The organism is Paramicrobacterium chengjingii, from assembly GCF_011751765.2.
GTDB classification, from domain to species: domain Bacteria; phylum Actinomycetota; class Actinomycetes; order Actinomycetales; family Microbacteriaceae; genus Paramicrobacterium; species Paramicrobacterium chengjingii.
Genome location: NZ_CP061169.1, coordinates 1,370,933 through 1,387,654 on the forward strand (window position 1 = coordinate 1,370,933; position 16,722 = coordinate 1,387,654).

The 16,722-nt window shown below is 59.9% G+C and carries 23 protein-coding genes and 1 pseudogene; 6 read left to right on the forward strand and 18 right to left on the reverse strand.

Annotation, left to right across the window (positions count from 1 at the left end):
• Window positions 1-114: 114 nt before the first annotated feature.
• From HCR76_RS06640 to HCR76_RS06725, 18 genes are all read right to left on the reverse strand, one after another.
• Complete coding sequence (locus HCR76_RS06640; RefSeq protein WP_166989355.1) at window positions 115-372, reverse strand: hypothetical protein; 258 nt, start codon at window positions 370-372, stop codon at window positions 115-117.
• The gene (locus HCR76_RS06645; protein WP_166989357.1) at window positions 369-659 is read right to left on the reverse strand and encodes a hypothetical protein; all 291 of its coding nucleotides are present in this window, start codon (window positions 657-659) and stop codon (window positions 369-371) included. Before HCR76_RS06645 ends, HCR76_RS06640 begins: the two co-directional genes overlap by 4 nt.
• Window positions 656-868: a helix-turn-helix domain-containing protein gene (locus HCR76_RS06650; protein WP_166989359.1), complete on the reverse strand. Its 213-nt coding sequence runs from the start codon at window positions 866-868 to the stop codon at window positions 656-658. The genes HCR76_RS06645 and HCR76_RS06650 overlap by 4 nt, the downstream gene beginning before the upstream one ends.
• The gene (locus HCR76_RS06655; protein WP_166989361.1) at window positions 865-1,137 is read right to left on the reverse strand and encodes a hypothetical protein; all 273 of its coding nucleotides are present in this window, start codon (window positions 1,135-1,137) and stop codon (window positions 865-867) included. Before HCR76_RS06655 ends, HCR76_RS06650 begins: the two co-directional genes overlap by 4 nt.
• Window positions 1,138-1,508: 371 nt before the next feature.
• Window positions 1,509-1,724 (reverse strand): hypothetical protein, encoded by a 216-nt coding sequence (locus tag HCR76_RS06660; protein WP_166989363.1) that lies wholly within the window; start codon window positions 1,722-1,724, stop codon window positions 1,509-1,511.
• Window positions 1,725-1,870: 146 nt separating this feature from the next.
• Window positions 1,871-2,347 carry a single-stranded DNA-binding protein gene (locus HCR76_RS06665; protein WP_166989364.1) on the reverse strand — a complete coding sequence of 159 codons (477 nt, stop codon included), beginning with the start codon at window positions 2,345-2,347 and terminating at the stop codon, window positions 1,871-1,873.
• Between the two features lie 301 nt (window positions 2,348-2,648).
• A complete protein-coding gene (locus tag HCR76_RS06670; protein ID WP_166989366.1) occupies window positions 2,649-3,017 on the reverse strand; it encodes a hypothetical protein in 369 nt (122 codons plus the stop codon).
• A gap of 17 nt (window positions 3,018-3,034) precedes the next feature.
• Entirely contained in the window at window positions 3,035-3,367 is a 333-nt protein-coding gene (locus HCR76_RS17690; protein WP_166989368.1) for an HNH endonuclease, read from the reverse strand.
• A gap of 485 nt (window positions 3,368-3,852) precedes the next feature.
• Window positions 3,853-5,490: a DNA cytosine methyltransferase gene (locus tag HCR76_RS06680; protein ID WP_166989370.1), complete on the reverse strand. Its 1,638-nt coding sequence runs from the start codon at window positions 5,488-5,490 to the stop codon at window positions 3,853-3,855.
• Between the two features lie 172 nt (window positions 5,491-5,662).
• Window positions 5,663-6,058 carry a RusA family crossover junction endodeoxyribonuclease gene (locus HCR76_RS06685; RefSeq protein ID WP_198248158.1) on the reverse strand — a complete coding sequence of 132 codons (396 nt, stop codon included), beginning with the start codon at window positions 6,056-6,058 and terminating at the stop codon, window positions 5,663-5,665.
• Window positions 6,059-6,149: 91 nt separating this feature from the next.
• Window positions 6,150-6,545 (reverse strand): hypothetical protein, encoded by a 396-nt coding sequence (locus tag HCR76_RS06690; protein WP_166989372.1) that lies wholly within the window; start codon window positions 6,543-6,545, stop codon window positions 6,150-6,152.
• Complete coding sequence (gene bet, locus HCR76_RS06695; protein ID WP_166989374.1) at window positions 6,538-7,422, reverse strand: phage recombination protein Bet; 885 nt, start codon at window positions 7,420-7,422, stop codon at window positions 6,538-6,540. Before bet ends, HCR76_RS06690 begins: the two co-directional genes overlap by 8 nt.
• A complete protein-coding gene (locus HCR76_RS06700; protein ID WP_166989376.1) occupies window positions 7,419-8,036 on the reverse strand; it encodes a hypothetical protein in 618 nt (205 codons plus the stop codon). Before HCR76_RS06700 ends, bet begins: the two co-directional genes overlap by 4 nt.
• Complete coding sequence (locus HCR76_RS06705; protein ID WP_166989378.1) at window positions 8,029-9,288, reverse strand: AAA family ATPase; 1,260 nt, start codon at window positions 9,286-9,288, stop codon at window positions 8,029-8,031. The genes HCR76_RS06700 and HCR76_RS06705 overlap by 8 nt, the downstream gene beginning before the upstream one ends.
• Before the next feature lie 174 nt (window positions 9,289-9,462).
• The gene (locus tag HCR76_RS06710; RefSeq protein WP_166989382.1) at window positions 9,463-9,618 is read right to left on the reverse strand and encodes a hypothetical protein; all 156 of its coding nucleotides are present in this window, start codon (window positions 9,616-9,618) and stop codon (window positions 9,463-9,465) included.
• The gene (locus HCR76_RS06715; protein ID WP_166989384.1) at window positions 9,615-9,797 is read right to left on the reverse strand and encodes a hypothetical protein; all 183 of its coding nucleotides are present in this window, start codon (window positions 9,795-9,797) and stop codon (window positions 9,615-9,617) included. The genes HCR76_RS06710 and HCR76_RS06715 overlap by 4 nt, the downstream gene beginning before the upstream one ends.
• The gene (locus HCR76_RS06720; RefSeq protein ID WP_166989386.1) at window positions 9,794-10,126 is read right to left on the reverse strand and encodes a hypothetical protein; all 333 of its coding nucleotides are present in this window, start codon (window positions 10,124-10,126) and stop codon (window positions 9,794-9,796) included. The genes HCR76_RS06715 and HCR76_RS06720 overlap by 4 nt, the downstream gene beginning before the upstream one ends.
• 101 nt (window positions 10,127-10,227) lie before the next feature.
• Window positions 10,228-10,734: a hypothetical protein gene (locus HCR76_RS06725; protein WP_166989388.1), complete on the reverse strand. Its 507-nt coding sequence runs from the start codon at window positions 10,732-10,734 to the stop codon at window positions 10,228-10,230.
• A 1,063-nt stretch (window positions 10,735-11,797) separates the two neighbouring features.
• Between HCR76_RS06725 and HCR76_RS06730 the strand changes: the two genes are divergently transcribed.
• From HCR76_RS06730 to HCR76_RS06755, 6 genes and pseudogenes are all read left to right on the forward strand, one after another.
• On the forward strand, window positions 11,798-12,274 hold the full coding sequence (locus HCR76_RS06730) for a hypothetical protein (RefSeq protein ID WP_166989392.1): 477 nt from the start codon (window positions 11,798-11,800) through the stop codon (window positions 12,272-12,274).
• On the forward strand, window positions 12,246-12,626 hold the full coding sequence (locus tag HCR76_RS06735; RefSeq protein WP_244971506.1) for an ImmA/IrrE family metallo-endopeptidase: 381 nt from the start codon (window positions 12,246-12,248) through the stop codon (window positions 12,624-12,626). Before HCR76_RS06730 ends, HCR76_RS06735 begins: the two co-directional genes overlap by 29 nt.
• On the forward strand, window positions 12,623-14,083 hold the full coding sequence (locus tag HCR76_RS06740) for a recombinase family protein (protein ID WP_166989394.1): 1,461 nt from the start codon (window positions 12,623-12,625) through the stop codon (window positions 14,081-14,083). The genes HCR76_RS06735 and HCR76_RS06740 overlap by 4 nt, the downstream gene beginning before the upstream one ends.
• A gap of 17 nt (window positions 14,084-14,100) precedes the next feature.
• A pseudogene (locus tag HCR76_RS06745) lies at window positions 14,101-14,898 on the forward strand (TadA family conjugal transfer-associated ATPase); the annotation flags it as partial.
• Window positions 14,895-15,767, forward strand: coding sequence for a type II secretion system F family protein (locus HCR76_RS06750; RefSeq protein ID WP_235934004.1), 873 nt, complete (start codon window positions 14,895-14,897; stop codon window positions 15,765-15,767). The pseudogene HCR76_RS06745 and the gene HCR76_RS06750, both read left to right, overlap by 4 nt.
• A complete protein-coding gene (locus tag HCR76_RS06755; protein ID WP_244971507.1) occupies window positions 15,755-16,696 on the forward strand; it encodes a type II secretion system F family protein in 942 nt (313 codons plus the stop codon). The genes HCR76_RS06750 and HCR76_RS06755 overlap by 13 nt, the downstream gene beginning before the upstream one ends.
• Window positions 16,697-16,722 lie beyond the last annotated feature (26 nt).

A 16,722-nucleotide genomic window follows, 5' to 3' on the forward strand; every position in this document is an offset into this window, starting at 1 on the left:
ACGGTGTGAGTCGTTGCAATGAGCAGTACCCGTCCTTGGATTGGAAGCCGGTTAGCTTCGACCCGCACAGTGGGCAGGGCATCGTGTGTTGAATGTCATCGAACATTCCCATAGTCACTGCTCCTTGTCTGCGAGAGCGCGGTACGGGTTCTCGTTATTGCCTTCCGCGCCTTGCGACATGTGCCAGTTCCAGCAGTCGCCGTATCCCTGATCCCACGCCTCAGCGCGGACCTGGGCCAGTTGCTCGTCAGTAACCTCACGGGATGCCCCGGCAATGTAGCCAGCTTTGAATCCTGCACGGATCGGCGCGGTCGCTGTCCGCTTACCCCACCGGGCCTGAGCCTTCTCAACCGCCTCTGACTCGATACTCATGCTTTACCCTCCGTCTCGTGGTCAGATACGGGGTGTTGTGCGTGCTTACGTAACGGGTCGTCCGTGGCCGTCCACGCATCATCGCCGGGATAATCGGACAGGTCTTCAGGCCAGCACCAGCACCCGTTGCACAGATCTTCACCGTCGACGCGCGCCCATCCGACGCTCTCCGCCGACGCCTGCGCCTGACCAAAATCGGCCATAGCGGCGAAGTCGCCGTAATCGTCCTCGACCACCCCGCAGCAATCGCACTTCACCTGGTAAAACGTGACCTCATGGGCACTCATGCTCTTCTCCCGTTTCTCGACGCCGTACCCCGCGGACGGCCACGCTTCACCACAGCCTCAACACGAACCACGTCACCCGACCGCACCTCCGTGCGCCCGTCCGAGGTGACACGGGAGCCCAACTGCCCCGACTCGATCCACCGATAAACCCGCGATGGATGCCGCCCCACCATGAACGCCGCTTCCTTCACGGAAAGCCACTCCTTCACGACCTGCTCCTCTCCTCGATCAGTGCGACTTTCTCGAACGCGTCCTGCTCCAACTCCGCGTCACAGTCGTCGAACTGACACGAAACCGTCACCCGGTCACGGAAATACCCCGGCGGGTTCCACTGCAACTGCAACCGCCCACACTCCGGGCAACGCGTACGCCGGATCTTGTGCGGAAGCTCCTTCTCTGGATGCGACCGCATAGCGGTCAAAGCCGCTGCAGTGAATCTCACCGCGAGCTCGCCACCCTCCACTGTCGAGATCCACACCGGCACGTCCTTTGGGACATGCCGATACCAGGACCACACCTCATCGACCGCTAACTGTGTCGGACTGATCGGGATCGGCGGGCCTGACTTCGACCTGACACCAGCGTTGTCTCGCTGCACGGCGCGCTCAACACCACGCATCGCAACCAACCACCTGTCCACCCGTCCGAGAGCATCCTCGAGCTTCTCGAAGCAGGCACGACACAGCACACCGTGACGGGCGCGACGGGGGAGACACCCCGAGCAATCCCGGCCCGTATAAATGTGCTTCCCATCTGTCAGCCGCGTCTCCCAGCCGTCACACCCGTCTTGGTGCTGATCTTTCACAGTGCACGGGCGGACACTTTCCATGTCGTTCGTGATGCAGACAATCACTTCTCCTCCTCGGCACGTTTCTCAAGATCAGCCACACGGTCACGCCACGTCGCCTGCCCGTCACGCAGAACGTCGATCCTCTTCGCGAGATCACGGCCACGCTCAGTCCTGCGGGCTTCACGGTTCATGCCCTCGAACTCTTGAATTTGTGCGTCGAATTGAGCCAGCAACATTCGCGCTGTGCCCAACTGTTTACTTGCGGATCTAGCCACGGTTCCTCCTCGGATCGTTACGGCACGGCAGCACTGACTTTCCCCACGGGGTCATGCACTGCCCACACCTGTGCTCCCGCAACGGTTGAGGGGCCGGCGCGAACGTTATGTAGTCCGACACCGACCCCTCAACGGGCGGCAAATATTCAGAACGGGGTGTCGTCCCCATACGAACCACCGCCTGCCCATTCCTCGGTGGTCTGCTGTGGCTGAGCCCACACGTCAGCCTGTGCAGTCTGTGGTGCACCCTGCCGGTTCGACTGCGCACGAGTTACCTGCGCTGTCGCATATCGCAGGTCAGGGCCAAGAGCGTCGACGTCGAGCTCAATGCTGGTGCGCTTCTCGCCCTCTTTGGTTTCCCACGACCGTTGCTTGAGACGGCCCTGCGCGATCACCCTTGAACCCTTCACCAGGGAACCCGAGACGTGCTCTGCGAACTCACGCCACACAGACGCACGCAGGAACAGTGCCTCCCCGTCCACGTATTCGTTCTTCTGCTTGTCGAACACCTTCGGGGTAGAAGCGATCGTGAAGTTCGCCACCGCCAGACCCGACTGTGTGTATCTGAGTTCTGGATCTGCAGTGAGATTGCCTACGACAGTGATAATTGTTTCGCCAGCCATTTACGCTGCCCTCTTTCGTTCTTGTTTGACCGCGACCCGCAGCCGCTCTGTCTCTTGGTCGTAATTGTTTGCGAGCGTCGTTCGGATCGCTTCCACGAACCGTTCCCGTTGCACCTTTTTGGCAGTCCTGGTCAGCAGGAAGCGTTGGAACTCGAAATCGGAGCGAACAAACACTTCAATTTCTCGTGCGCGGTACGTAACAGAAGGGGTGTTATCAAGGTGAGTAGTACGTCCGTTAGTCCGTCCGTCCGTCCGTGCTAGGAGCAAACGGGGTGGCTGATCTGAATTAGCTACCGTTTTGCTAGCCATTAGCTACCCCTCTAGCTTTCGCTTGGCCACCCTTCCGGCCACGCTCCACAGCGCTCTCATGGATTGCTTGAGCTTCCGCACCGACAAGCTGCCGAGTGCCCCAATTACGTATCTGCCACCCGCCCTCGACGATCTCCCACAGGCGTGTTTCTGCGAGAAGTCGCGCCTCCGTTGGTGTTCCATGAACGAACGGCAACGCGGCCTTCGCGATAAACCCCGACGTGTCATGTCCTGCCGAGTAAGCGAGAGAACAGACATAGACGAATGCCGCACCTTTACCCTTTGGTGAGCGCCCGAGTAGGTCGAGCATCTTGTCATGCGTTGGCAGGTTGGTATCTGCTCTAAACCACGGCAAACCCATATTTTTGGCCTCCTTTCTCAGAATTTGGGGTCATGGATCTGTTCCTTCCGACCGTCAGGCAGCAGGTAAAACAGGCTTCCTCGGTCGTCACGAACGGGTATATGTCTCGGGTCGTCCCATGAATGAACCGACCACCCACCATCACCATCCGTGTGCGCGAGCCCGTGACACCCGGTGTGGTTCCCCCACCCGCACAAGGCGACGAGGTTCTCGACCGTGTGCTTCCCTCCACGAGACCGAAACTTCCGGTGATGCAACTCGAGAGGGCCAGCCGAGAAACATCTCTCGCACTGGCCCCCTGAACGCTCGAGCACGATCGCTCGGACTCGTTTTGAAATCACGGTCCCCATGACGACCTCCCTGCTGAGTGGATACCCACCCCTGCTTTGGGGGCGGCCATCATGCCACCTGCCCGGATAGCGTTGTTGAATGCACAACCATGGTCAGCAGTCCTTGTACGACATTGAGCAGCCCCCTGAGACCGGGAGGGAATCCTTTTGGGACGCGGGAACGCAGTACACGCTTGCGACCGACGGACGAAACAAGTGGATGCTCTGGGGACATTTCCGGCCTGGCAAAGCGACCCCACTTGTGACATTGCATAGTGGGTCTTCCGAATGGAGGACATCCGAGGTGAACGGCCGCGGTGAAAAAAGCGGCAGCGATTGGCGAGAGCTCATAGCGAATGCGCTTTGAATAATTCACGCTGCCCATAGTTCCCTCTCAGCGGGGGTGAGCACTGCTTTGCAATCGCGGCACACCTTCCCCCTCTTCTCCGTCAAAACCTCACGGACAAGCCCGCAACGCGGACACGGAGCCTGAAACCAACTACCCATCAGACCATCACCGCCTCTTGCCCGAGTGATTCCATGCACACTGCACCGAGATCACGTGCCGCTGGCGGTGTGACCGCGTTCCCTGCGGCCTTGACGAGATCCCGGTTCGAGACGGGGCGCATCCGGTTCGGCGGTTGCCAGTTGTAGTCACCAGGGAACGCCATTCCGGCTGCCACCTCGTGATGCTGGAACATGCGGAACTCGACGTCATGGATCATGTCCCGTGCCGCTTTCAGATCGGCCGCTGTCACGTCGCCAGGGCGACGCATGATCGACTGTTGCGCCGTTGTCGTCAACGTGCGCATGTACTCGCTCGCCGGCGTCGTCATTTCTGCTCCTCCCTTGTTGTGTCGCGTGATCAATGCATGCCGTGGCTCGGTCGTGATCGTCGCCACCGGATCAGATGTCGGTTTCATGGCGTCGTCGCGTGAGTAGTACGACATGACGAGAGCGTGATGATTCCCGCCCGCTGTGAACGTCCCCGCAGGCTCAGTGACAGGCCGTGCTGTCGACGTGCCGTACATCTCAGCGATGAATGGCAGGTTCGCCAGCGCAGTCTCAGCACGTGTCGTCTGAGTCCGCATAGGCGCGTCCAAAGACACGGCCTCTTTCCCGTCCCTGCCCTCGACCGGTGCGGCGAGAGCTTTCGAGCTCACCGTGTGCAACGTCTTCAACGGTTCATCGATCGGCCAGGACCGGTAGTACCCGTCCGGCTTTCCGTAGTTTCTGTGCTTCGGGTCTGCGGCGTCGTAGGTGTTCCCCGCGGCTTCGATGGCGAGTGGACCCCAGTACCGGGCAATACCGGCGGCGATCCTGTCGAGGGTCTTCGGCTTCAACGGTTTCGCACGGTCACCGATCCTCTCGCCACGGATCGACCAGTCGATCGCCGCCGCAGCTGGCAACCAACCAGGTTCTACAACCTGCCCACAACCAGGACAGCAGTACACGTACGCTTGGCGATACCTGCCGACCGTGCGTCCGTTCTTGAACGACTGGACTGCGTTACGGACCACACCGCAACGACCGCAGTACGCCTCAGGTGAAACCACCCGGTCAAGGTCAGGTGCGCGCTCTCCGTCGGGCCACGCGACGATGTAGATGCGGTCACGTGACTGAGGTGCAGGTGCACCCATCAGCTGAGCGTGCATGCTGTTGAGCGACACAACTCGGAAGTTGTAGCCGAGCGCCCGCAGTTCTTGACGCCACACCGTCCACGCCGTCTGATACTTCGATTGCGTGGCAATATCCACAACGTTCTCGACAATGACCATGCGGTAACGGTGGTATTCGATGAACTTGAGTACATCGAACATCAGTAGTCGGGAGCGTTGCTTCACGTCATCCGACAAAGGATCTTCAAAAAGACCTTCCTCGATCGCGGGGCCACCCGCGCCAGATGCTTGGCTCCACTTCGTGCATTCAGGGCTGAACCATGCACAGTCCGTGCGGGGAAAGTACGATGCTTTCTCTTCGTGCAGGTCAACGCTTGAATGATCCGTGTTCTGATGGTTCGCGTTGTGAATCTCGATCGCTGTCTTCCAATGGTTCGCGGCGATCCGCACATGCACGTCCTGTAAAGAAACGAGGCCAGAGGATGAACCCCCGGCCCCGCAAAAGAAATCACTCCACGTCGTCACGACGTGCCTCCTTCAAATAGTTCGCATCCGCACGGCCCACAGCCGCCCATTCCAGGACCAACAAATGCTTGCTTGACCGTTGACCCGTGAGACACATTCCGGTGCCCACGCGAGCACGGCATGGCGTCACGAGCACACTGACAATCACCAACCCACGGGCAGTCATGCGCGTTCATGCGAGCTCCTTCAGCGTGAACTCGAAATGCGGGACACAGCCCTTCTCGTACCGGATCTCGGGCATGTGCTTGACCATGAACTCGCGAGTGTCGTCAGGGACAACCTCAGCATCGACCAGGCCATCGCAGAGCGCTTTGAGTGTGGCGACTGGGTTCTCGTCGTCGCGACGCCGCCGGTCTTTCACGAACCACACAAGGCGCACCTCGATGCGTTCCAACTCCGGCACGTGTCTCGCTTTCGCGTGCATCAGTGACCGCAGATCCTTGACGATCTTCGCCTCGGCCATCCGGTGCAACCGGTAATTAAGAGACAACGGCGGTTTCACCCAGTCGAACGTGAACGTCGTCTCGAAAAGACCCGCGTCGGTCTGTACCTGTTCGTTGAGTGTCATGCCGGTTCCTCTTTCACGAGGTACTCCGAAACGAAACGCTCCCAATCGATACCGATGGGAGCGCCGTCTTGGTCGAACTTCACATGCAGAGTCATCGCCCCACACCCCCTGCGTTGTACAGCGACGCCACCACTCGGTTAATGTTCTGCATGCCGAACAGACGCGACTGCAGTGCTTTCTGCAGAGCCTCCGCCGCGTGCAGAGTTGTCTTCGCGTCATCGAATGCTTGCTTGTACGCCATCGTCGCGAGGTCGGCCTCTTTGCGAGCCATAGCTACCGTGGCCTGTTTCGATGTGAGCATCGCTTTCGCGTGAGCCTCGATGAACTCGCGCTCTTTCGTGTACCGTTGCTCCCACATATCGCGGATCGCGGGAACCGACTGCTCAAGCCGGTTCCCGATCTCCACAATCAACTGCTCGAGTTCAGCGGGATTCAACGGTTGATAGTCGACCAGTTCACCCGTCTCGAGATTGGCTACGTCATTCACTGGGTGCCTCCTCGAATGCGCGACGCGCTTCCTCCGCAACCGTTTCCTCGTCGCGTTCCGCGACCGGTTCATCTTCGGCGGGTTCGCTCTCGCCACGCGAGATCATTCCGTGCCGGGTCAGAGCCGCTGTGCGGATCACATCAGTCAACTCGCCTGCGTCATCTGCGGAGTCCACGAGGTCTTCGATCTCCTCGTGAGTCTGCGCTGCCCTGAGATCGGCTGCCCAGTCTCGGCTTGGCGTGGCCTCAGCGACAGCTATGACCTCGCCGCCCATCTCGTCTGCCGTGTACAGTCCCGAGAGATCTTGCGGGAATGCCTTCCTGATCGCTAAAGCCTCCGCGCACTTCGCAAGCTGTCCAGCGCCCTGCTTTGCCCACATGCTCGTAAGATCTCCGCTGCGCTTGGTCTGCGCGTACGCCCCCCATTCAGCGACGCCGACAGAGGGGCGTGGCCAATCCTTCCGATACACCTTCACTCGAGCCGCCAACGGGTTAGGACCGTGAATGGACGGGACGAACGCATCCTCCCACTCACCCTTCGACGTCAACCACTCTGCGCCGTCCTGACCGTCATACTTCTTCGACCGTTCAGCGACGAGCCGGAACCCGTCAATGCCCGTCTGGATTGACCACTCCACACGACCCTGAGACAGTCGCCCGATGCAGTAGATCTGTCGCGCAAGCGGATCGAGACCGGACCGACGTGCGATCGACAGAAACTGCTCCACAACGGGGCGAGGCGCGAGCTCTCGATGCCCGGCGCGGTCGCCGTAGGTGTGCATGAACACAAGTCCCGCGGCCTCGACGATTGCTTTCTCCGCCGCCGACCAGGAGTCGACGTCGCCGTTACTGGGCAACTTAGTGATGTCGTTGCTCATGACAGGTTCCTTTCGTATGACAGCGCGACACGGAGTCGCGCGAGTAGATCAGTGGCGATCGGTAGAATCCGCGGCGTGAGCTCACGGATCTTCTCGTGATCGCGGGTGACGGTGAGACTCTTCGGCTCACCGTGAAGGCCTGGACGAATATCGCCGTCGATGAGTTCCACCCAAATGAACTCGATGGACTCGAATTCAGGCACGCAAACGAACTGCCACGCCAGTTGTCGCCACTCAGCCAAAGATGGGCCAGCGACAACCTTTCCGTGTTTCGCTTTGCACTCAGCGCCGCGCATCGCCTCAGCACCATCGGGCGTCGCCGCGAAGCCCTTCTCGCCGGGGGAGTGAATAAGAGCCTTGTTCTCCGCAATGCCAGCCCACGCGAGCATCATGGGTTCCCAACGATGCCCAGACTCGGTGTAGTCGTTGCCGTGGAACGTCTTCGACGCGAGCTTCGCCGCAAGGTACTTATCCACCGACCCCGGCTTACTCAGCTTCGCGGCATCGGACGCCCCGATGACGGGGAGCCGAGACGCCAGCCAGCGGGCCCGGTTCGTCCCGTCATCGAGAATGCGATCAGCCCATGACAGCTGATTTACAGTCAGATCACTCACGGACCTGACCGTCCTCAATCACGACGCCGACGTTGCCCGTCTCGTCCACGACTTCGATCCACACCTGGTACTGGTTCTCAGCCGCGAGCTCGCCAATGATCTTGAGCGAGTCTGAATCCAGCAGTGAACCATCAAGAATGCGAAGCACCCGCAACTTCGGGTTCGCCGCCATCGCCAGTGCAACCGACACCCTCAACTGTTCAGCCGCCGATGCCTGCGAGAACGCGATGCCGTTGAACGTGACACCGTCCGTATCGAACGACAGACCGTCGACGGGGAACTCAGCCTTGGCGAGCCCGTCAGCTTTCCGCTTCTCAATTTTCTGCAGTTCAATGGTCAACTGCGCCGACCGTTCACGTCGTGCTGCAAGCTCTGCGGTGACTGTCCGGCGCTGAGCCTGCTCGCGTACTCTCCTGTTCGTCTCCTCAACCGAGTTCAGACGGTCGGAGATCTCGGACGTGTCAATACGTTCGGGCCCAGACCGGAAAGCTGCGTACATCTCATCGCGCTGCACGCGGGCTCGCTCGAGGTACGCTTTCGCGGCGTCGAGTTCGTCAGCGAGTCGCGCCACCGCAGCTTCGGCTTTCTCGCATTCCGTGTCCATGTCCGCAAGACCATCGACTGCCCGGTCGAGACGTGCGTTGTGTTCTCGCGCCCTCTCGAACTCAGCGAGCACATCCGCTGCTGAGACTTCCTCAACCGGGACCGAATCATCCGCCGCAGGGAAGCCAGCGACCTGACCTTCAAGCCGCTTGGCGTCGCGGTTCACTTCGGTTCGTGTGTCAAACACGCCCTTCGCCTCACGGGTGAGTTCATCGGGGTCAAAGGGCAGATCCACCAGACTTGTGAGTGCTGCCACCTGATCTTTGGCAGACAGTCGAGTGAACGCCAGCGGGTCGAACGCTCGAGTGCCGATGACCTCATCGAGAAGCTTCTGCGGTGACGAGTACTTCGCCCCATCCGCCGATTCCACAGTGAGTGTCCCCGCGTCGTCCTTCGTCCACCTGCGAGTCACGACGTAATCTCCGAGGTCGAGGCGAACGACCGCGGAATCCTGCCCCTCACGGATCGGCTGTTGTGTCGCACGGGACGCTTCTCCGCCGGCGAGTGCCGCCCAGATCGCATCGAGCACCGACGTCTTACCCTGCGCGTTGCGTCCTCCGACGAAGACGACGTTCCCCTCAGGGTTGATCTCCACGGCTTTGAGCCGCTTGTAGTTTTCAGCCTTCAAGCTGACGATCTGTAGTGTCATTTGTTCTTTCCTTGAATGTCTAGCGCGGCCTCTTCTGTGAGGGCAGCAATGGTTTCGAGTGATTGGCCGAGTAATGACAGGGCATCCTCGGGGTTGATGGTGCGTTTGCAAATGTCATCGACGAGCGTCCGTGAAATACCCAGTTCGTGTCGTATCTGACACCACCGGTCGAACTCAGTGGGAGTCACGTTTGCGCTCCAACGGTGCGACGCAGAATGCGACGAACATGAACAGCAGCGCGAGCATCGAAACTCCATCGAAGCTGTCACGGTAGATAGCGACCCCTGCGCAGAAGAACGACAAAACAACCGCTGTAGCTGTCGCCCTCATGCGCCCACTACCCACCAGACAGCAATGACGATGCCAATGATGACCAGTGCCCCAACAGCCGTCGAGAACGTCGCCACCTTTGCATCAGGGTCACGGTTCCGCATACGCGGGTACTCATGACGCGGTGTCGGAATGGGCACGAACTCGTCTGCCCAATCCGGGTCACTCTGATCAGTCATGATTCGTCCTCCGACCCGGCCAGCGCCCACCTGCGGGTGCGATTGCCAAGAATCGTTTTTCCGTAGAACCCGGTGAACACGACCTTCTGCAGCTTCACGAGCTCCGCACGCCGAGACCTGAGCGACTGATCGGTCGCGTCGAACCCGTACAAAGATCTGTACGCTTGCGAGATCTCCTCGTCCGTCATCCCGTAGATGTACGAGGAGGTGTGCTCTTCGAGAATCACGCCGATACGATGTTGAACCTCAGACAGATTCACTTCGTTCGCGGCATCCCATGACGTTTCAGGATCATCTACTCGGGCAAGTGCCCTATTCTGTGTAGACATTCGTTTCTCCAATCGGATGAAAAGGACCCCGCGCGATGCCAGTCGCTCGGGGTCCGCTCTGTATGGACAGAAGGAAATGGACGCAAGGGAAAAGGGCCAGATCATCCGGCCTGCTCACGAGGAAACTCTTCGTACAGCCCCTGATCCGCCCACAACACGGACTTGATAACCGCGAAACCATCAGGACAGACAGCAACAGGGATAGCGAGCACACCACGCACCCACACCCACGAGTCGTACTTCTCGTCAAACATCACCCGCTCCGGCAACTGCAGAGCATGCAGCATGTCGTGCGCGGTGACGCCGGCCTGAGCGGTCATCAGCGCGAGACGTTCTTTCGCGTGCGCTGACGCTGAAAGCCGATCGAAATCTAGCCTTGGTGCGTGCTTCTCGCGACGCCCTAAGTGATGATCAGGTGCAACGCCGTACCGTTCACGAGCTTCACGGACGAGGCCGACAAGGTGGCCTGCGCCCGCACGTTCTGGGAGGACCATCTGCCACCCGTCAGGGAAACGCCAAATGTCGCCGTGGCCATTGCTCCCAACTCGTGTTCCGCCGTACTCACGGAAGGTTTTCTCTGCATACTTCCGTGGGTGCTTGATTCCCATGTGTGACTCCTCTCTGAGTGGTGGTGAGCAGTCGGTGTGACTTGTCCACCGAGTCGTTCGGAATCGACACCGACCGCTTGTGGGGCGGGGGATGACTAACGAACTCCCCATGACGCCTTTACGTACGCCCCTACCGCCGTCAATCCCGGACATTTCCGGTCAATCAGGCTCCACAGACCCCAGGGACCTACCTGCTCTGTGGTTCGCTCCCAGCTACGTTCCTTGGCGGGGCCATTGGCAACGGATGCCTGCTCCCTCGCGCCGTACTACGTGCCCCGCATCTGCACAGTCGTTCTCGTGCCCCGTAGATGCGAGGAAATATCCTCACTGGTCGCTGCTATTGAGTTCTCAAAGATCGATGTACTGCTGCATCCGGGTACGCCGGATAGTCCCTACCGCCGAGACTGTGAGCGCACGGCAGGGTGTGAGGAAAGAGGGCTAGTCGTCCCAGTCGTCGAGGCGAATATCCCGGGCGTAATCCGGGTCCTGCTCTTCGGGCTCCTCGTAGTCGTGAGGGAGTGGGTGAAGTACGGAGAACGGGCCGAAAGTCATGCTGCGTCCTTGAACTCGCGGTCGAGGCGTTCCTGTTCAATGCGGATAGCTGCCTCAACGATTACGTGTGCCGTTCGCGCCAGGCACTCCTCTTTGGTTGCCATTACGCTGCAACCTCGCTGATGTTGGCGTTTTCGACTATGTCGAATGCCTCGCCGAGACCAAGGCCAAAGGCGATACATAGGCCCGCCATAAATGCGCCTGAGGGCTGTGCGCCGTTGTCCACTCGTCGGAGGGTTGACCGATCAACTCCGATCAGTCGTGCCTGGTGCTCTTCCGATGGGATTCCGCGGAGATCGCGAAGTCTGGCGAGGAGTCCGGGCTTGATCCGAAGTGTGGATGCCACTGTCATACCTCCTGGTGTGTTCTTGCAACGTGTTGGTGTAAATCTACACCAGTGAGAACGAAAATGGAGCGAGAACACAACGGTTGTAGCGAATTTGCCCACGAATTGGGGGCAACTTGTAGGGATATGTGGACACGGCTGGTGCAAAACTGCTACATTCGCACCATGACTGAGACATTCGTGGAGTACGTCAAGACCGCAACAGGCCGATCCAGCGTTCGTGCAATCGCTACCGACATCGGCATGACCCACACCACGGTCGGGAATCACCTCCGCGATGCCACCCCGGACATTGCGACGGTCCTCAAGATCGCCCGCCGCTTCAACCTCGAGCTTGTGCCGCTGTTTCTCGCAGCTGGATACATCACCGATGTTGAGGCCGAACAGTTCCGGGCCCCAACCAAACTCAGCGAGTACAGCGAACTTGAACTATCAAAGGAAATGCTTCGCAGAGTTGCCGCCGGGACAGCTGGACCGACCCTCACGGAGCCAGTAAGTGAGACGGTTATCGACGATGTCTTACGTGAGGTGGAGAATGCTCGCGAGCAAGAACACAGCACATGGGCGCTTGCGGCAGAGAGCCGGCGCGACCGTACCCCAAAGGAACTAGACAGTGACGATCAAGACAGGGACGAGGTATGACCCCTACGAGCACGCCGAGGTGCTAGGGATCAACATCGTGTACCGCAAATTGCGAACCGCGAATGGGCTGTGGGTCCCCGACATTCGCACGATCTTTCTGCAGAGGCGGATGCGGGCGATCCATGAGCGATCCGTACTCACGCACGAATTGGGGCACGTTGTCCTCGGGCACAGAGAGTCCACCCCGAAAAGCGAAACGCAAGCGGACCGCTGGGCGGCCCGACGGCTAATCGACCCAGACGAAGTCATTCAGGCCGCACAGATCACACAAGACATCGGCGCATGGTGCCACGAGCTCAACGTGAGCGCAGACATCCTTGAGCGATACCTGACAGATACGAGAGCAGCATGAGACCAGCAATCGACATACGCCCGGCGACGCCGCGTGCTGTCCTCTATCTTCGCCAATCCACCTACCGCGAAGAATCAATCAGCCTCGAGCTACAAGAGGCGGCTGGCCGTGCCCACGCAGAGAAGAACGGCTACCGAGTTGTCGACGTTCTCGCGGACCCCGGCATCAGCGGGCGAACTTGGAAGCGCCCGGCAGTGCAACGCGTCATGGAAATGATCGAACACGGCGACGCCGACGTGATCGTGCTTTGGCGCTGGTCGAGACTCTCACGTAACCGTAAGGACTGGGCACTTGCTGCTGATCGTGCAGATCTTGCGGGTGGCCGCATCGAATCTGCGACCGAGCCGAACGATGCAACTGCCGCAGGCCGTTTCGCGCGCGGCGTTATGACCGAGCTCGCCGCGTTTGAGTCGGAGCGAATCGGTGAGCAATGGAAAGAAGCTCACGATCGCCGTCGCAGGCTCGGTTTGCCTGCCGAGGGAGGTCCTCGATTCGGGTACATCAAACAGGACGACGGGAAGTACGTACCGGATAACGATCAATCGATCGTGCTTGCCGAGATGTACCGCAGATACAACGCCGGCGAAGGATTCACCCGCATTGCCAGGTCGCTCAACGAGCGCGGCATACTTACGAACGCAGGCAATGTCTGGTCTCGGATTTCTGTCACCCAAATTCTTGACGCGGGATTTGGCGCAGGAAAGATCGTGCATCGTCCGGGTCGCCGAAAAATGAAGCCGTCCGAATCGATTTATCTTGACGGCGCACACCAGCCTGTGATCTCAGCCGACGATTGGCGGGCTTACCTTGCTCGACGCGAGGATGCACCGGCACCGAGGGTCGTTGAGCCGAAGTACATCCTCGCGGGCCTGATTTTCTGTGGCGACTGTGGGGCACCCATGCATGTCGGTAACCGTGGGCTTGTCGACTATAAGTGTTCCGCCAAAGCGTCCGGTAAGACGAATACAGGCTTGGCTATCAAGCGCCTACGAGCGGAGCAATTCGTCACTGAATGGCTGTTTGATTTAGCTGGGCAAGTTGATGAGCTCGCAGCCGCGGAGACAAAGGCCGCCAACCGGCGGGTGCGGGCCGTGAACAGTCGTGAGGCGATTACCGCACGGATCGCCAAACTCGACCAGCGTATGGCACGATTGACCGCGAAATGGCTCGATGGAGAACTGCCCGAATCCGCGTACAAAGCGACGATCGTGCAACTTGACACGGAACGCGCCAGTCTCGATGCCCGGCAGAAGATCGACGAGAGGCAAGCTAATCGTGAGATCGACGTTCGACGACTGATCGTTGAAACAGTCAAGGTGTGGGCGGACATGACTGTGCTTGAGAAACGATCAGCGCTGCAAGGGTGCATTGCACGTATCGATATCATGCCGCCCACGCGCCCCGGTGCCGGAGTGTGGCGCGAACGTGTGAAGATCACGACAGCCTGGGATACATAGGTTTCCGCTTTGCAACACACGTTGTGATTCCCGACGTCACGCGACGGCACATGGCGGTGAACATCCGAAAGTTCACGTCCCGCATTCGAACGCTCGATGATCTTGTCTCGCGCGACGCTCTCTCGGCCGAGGCATCGGCGTTTCTCGCTCGGAGTGTCCGTGCGGGATGCAATATCCTGGTGTCGGGCGCAACCCAGGCCGGCAAAACGACGCTTCTGGGCGCCCTCTTGAATTCTGTCTCTCAGACGGAGCGGATGATCACCGTCGAAGAGACCTTTGAGCTCGACATTACGGCCGCGGACGTTGTGGGGATGCAGTGCAGGCAGCCGAGCCTCGAGGGTACGGGCGAGATTACGCTCCGGCGGCTCATCAAAGAATCGTTGCGCATGCGCCCCGATCGAATCATTGTGGGGGAGGTGCGCGAGGCCGAGAGCCTCGATCTGCTCATCGCGCTCAACTCGGGCGTCCCCGGTGCATGCACCTTACACGCCAACTCAGCCGCCGATGCGCTGCGCAAGCTGTGCACACTTCCGCTCCTCGCAGGGTCAAATATCGATGGTGCGTTCGTTGTTCCAACAGTCGCCTCGTGCATCGACATCGTCGTACATTGTGTGCGGGACGCGTCGGGGATGAGACGCGTCAGCGAAATCGTTGCGCCGACCGGACAGTCATCGGATGGTGACCTCGACGCGACGACGATTTTCCAGCGCTCGGCGAACGGCCTGTCAGCCACGGGAGCGGTTCCCGAACGGCACGATAAATACGATGCTGCCGGTGTTGACCTTGCCGAACTGATCACCCGAGGCTCTCAATGATGGCGCTAGGTTTCGGAACGATCCTCGGCGTCGGCGTAACGCTCATTGTGATCGCCGTCGTGTTTCCTCAAACCGCGCTGTTGAGCCGCCGAATGGCTCAGCCCGTGTTTGTAGACGACCTGCGAACGAGATTGTCGCTTGCCGGCATGGGGTCAGTTTCCGTCTCAGCGTTTATCGCGGTGTCGCTTTTAGTTGCAGCGCTTGTGGGCGGTATCGTGCATGCGGCGTTCGATATCATCGTACTGTCGCTGCTTGCCGCGCTCGCCAGCGCTCTCTCGCCCGCGGCTATCGTGACCTGGCGTGCACACGCGACGCGACGTGCGCATCGACTGCTGTGGCCCGACGTCGTTGATCACCTGGTGTCATCGATTCGATCGGGAACTGCTCTCCCCGAAGCCGTTGCGCAACTCTCGGAAGCGGGGCCGGATGCCTTGAGAAGCTCATTCCGCTCGTTTGCGCATGACTACCGCACATCTGCGTCGTTCACCGGCGCGCTCGACCGACTGAAGGGTGAGCTTGGCGACCCCGTCGCCGATCGGATCATCGAGACACTCAAGATGGCACGCGACGTGGGAGGCACAGAACTGCCCGGTGTGCTGCGCAGTCTTTCCGCGGCTATTCGCGAAGATTCAGGTATTCGCACGGAGGTGGATGCGCGACAATCCTGGGTGCGCAATGCAGCAAAGCTCGGAGTTGCCGCGCCGTGGCTCATCTTGTTTCTACTCGCCTCGCGACCCGAGGCCGCCGCCGCGTACAACTCGCCTCTTGGAGTGACCGTTATCGTGGTCGGCGCTGCGGTCTCGGTCATCGCCTATCGATTCATGCTTGCTCTTGGGCGGCTTCCCGAGGAACGGCGATGGTTTCGATGACAAACACTGTGGGAGTCGCGCTGGTGTTTGGCTGCCTCCTCGGAACGGGACTGTGGTCTCTGAGCGCAGCTGTGCCGCAAATAGGAGCTCGCCGACTTTCCGAGCGGATCGCCCCGTATCTTCTCGACGTGTCTGACGAGGCGAGACAGCTCATGGAGCGTCGAGTTTCCGACCCTCTGCCGGTGCTGGGCCGCCTTTTGGGGCCGGTTCTCGGTAGAGCGGCGCGTGTGCTCTCTGCAGCGCTCGGCGGAAACGTCGCTGTCGAGAAGTGGCTATCGCAATCGGGATGGACCGTCAGTGTGCAGCAGTTTCGCACGCGGCAGGTTCTTGCGGGGGCCGCAGGGCTCGTGGGTGGCGCAGGGCTCGGGATTGCCTTCGCACAAAACGGGCGCACAGTAGTCGCTCTGTTGATGCCCCTCGCGCTCGCCGTAGCAGCGGTTGTGAGTTGCGACCTTCTGCTTCGCCGCCGAGCGGCGTCCCGTGTCGCACGCATCAGTGAAGAAGTCCCAACGGTTCTCGAGTTCCTCAGTTTGTCCCTTTCGGCGGGGGAGGGCCTCGTCGACGCCCTTCGGCGAGTGGCCGAGATCGGTTCGGGGGAGCTCAGCGTGGAGTTGAAGCGCGCTCTCGTCGATACCGCGGCCGGCAGTCCTGTTGCGATCGCATTGACACGATGCGCGGCTCGCGTTGACTCGCCTCCACTGACACGGGCGGTCGAACAGATGTGTGCAGCGATGGAGCACGGGTCGCCCATCGCGCAAGTGCTTCGCGCGCAAGCGCAAGACGCCAGAGAAGAATTCAAACGGAACCTTCTCGAAGCAGCAGGTCGCAAAGAAGTGGCGATGCTGGTGCCGCTTGTTCTTCTGATCCTGCCGCTTTCTATCGCTTTCGCGCTGCTCCCGGGAATTTTCGTGCTGCGCTCCGGATTCTGACCACGCAAACCACAGCCAAGAAAGGC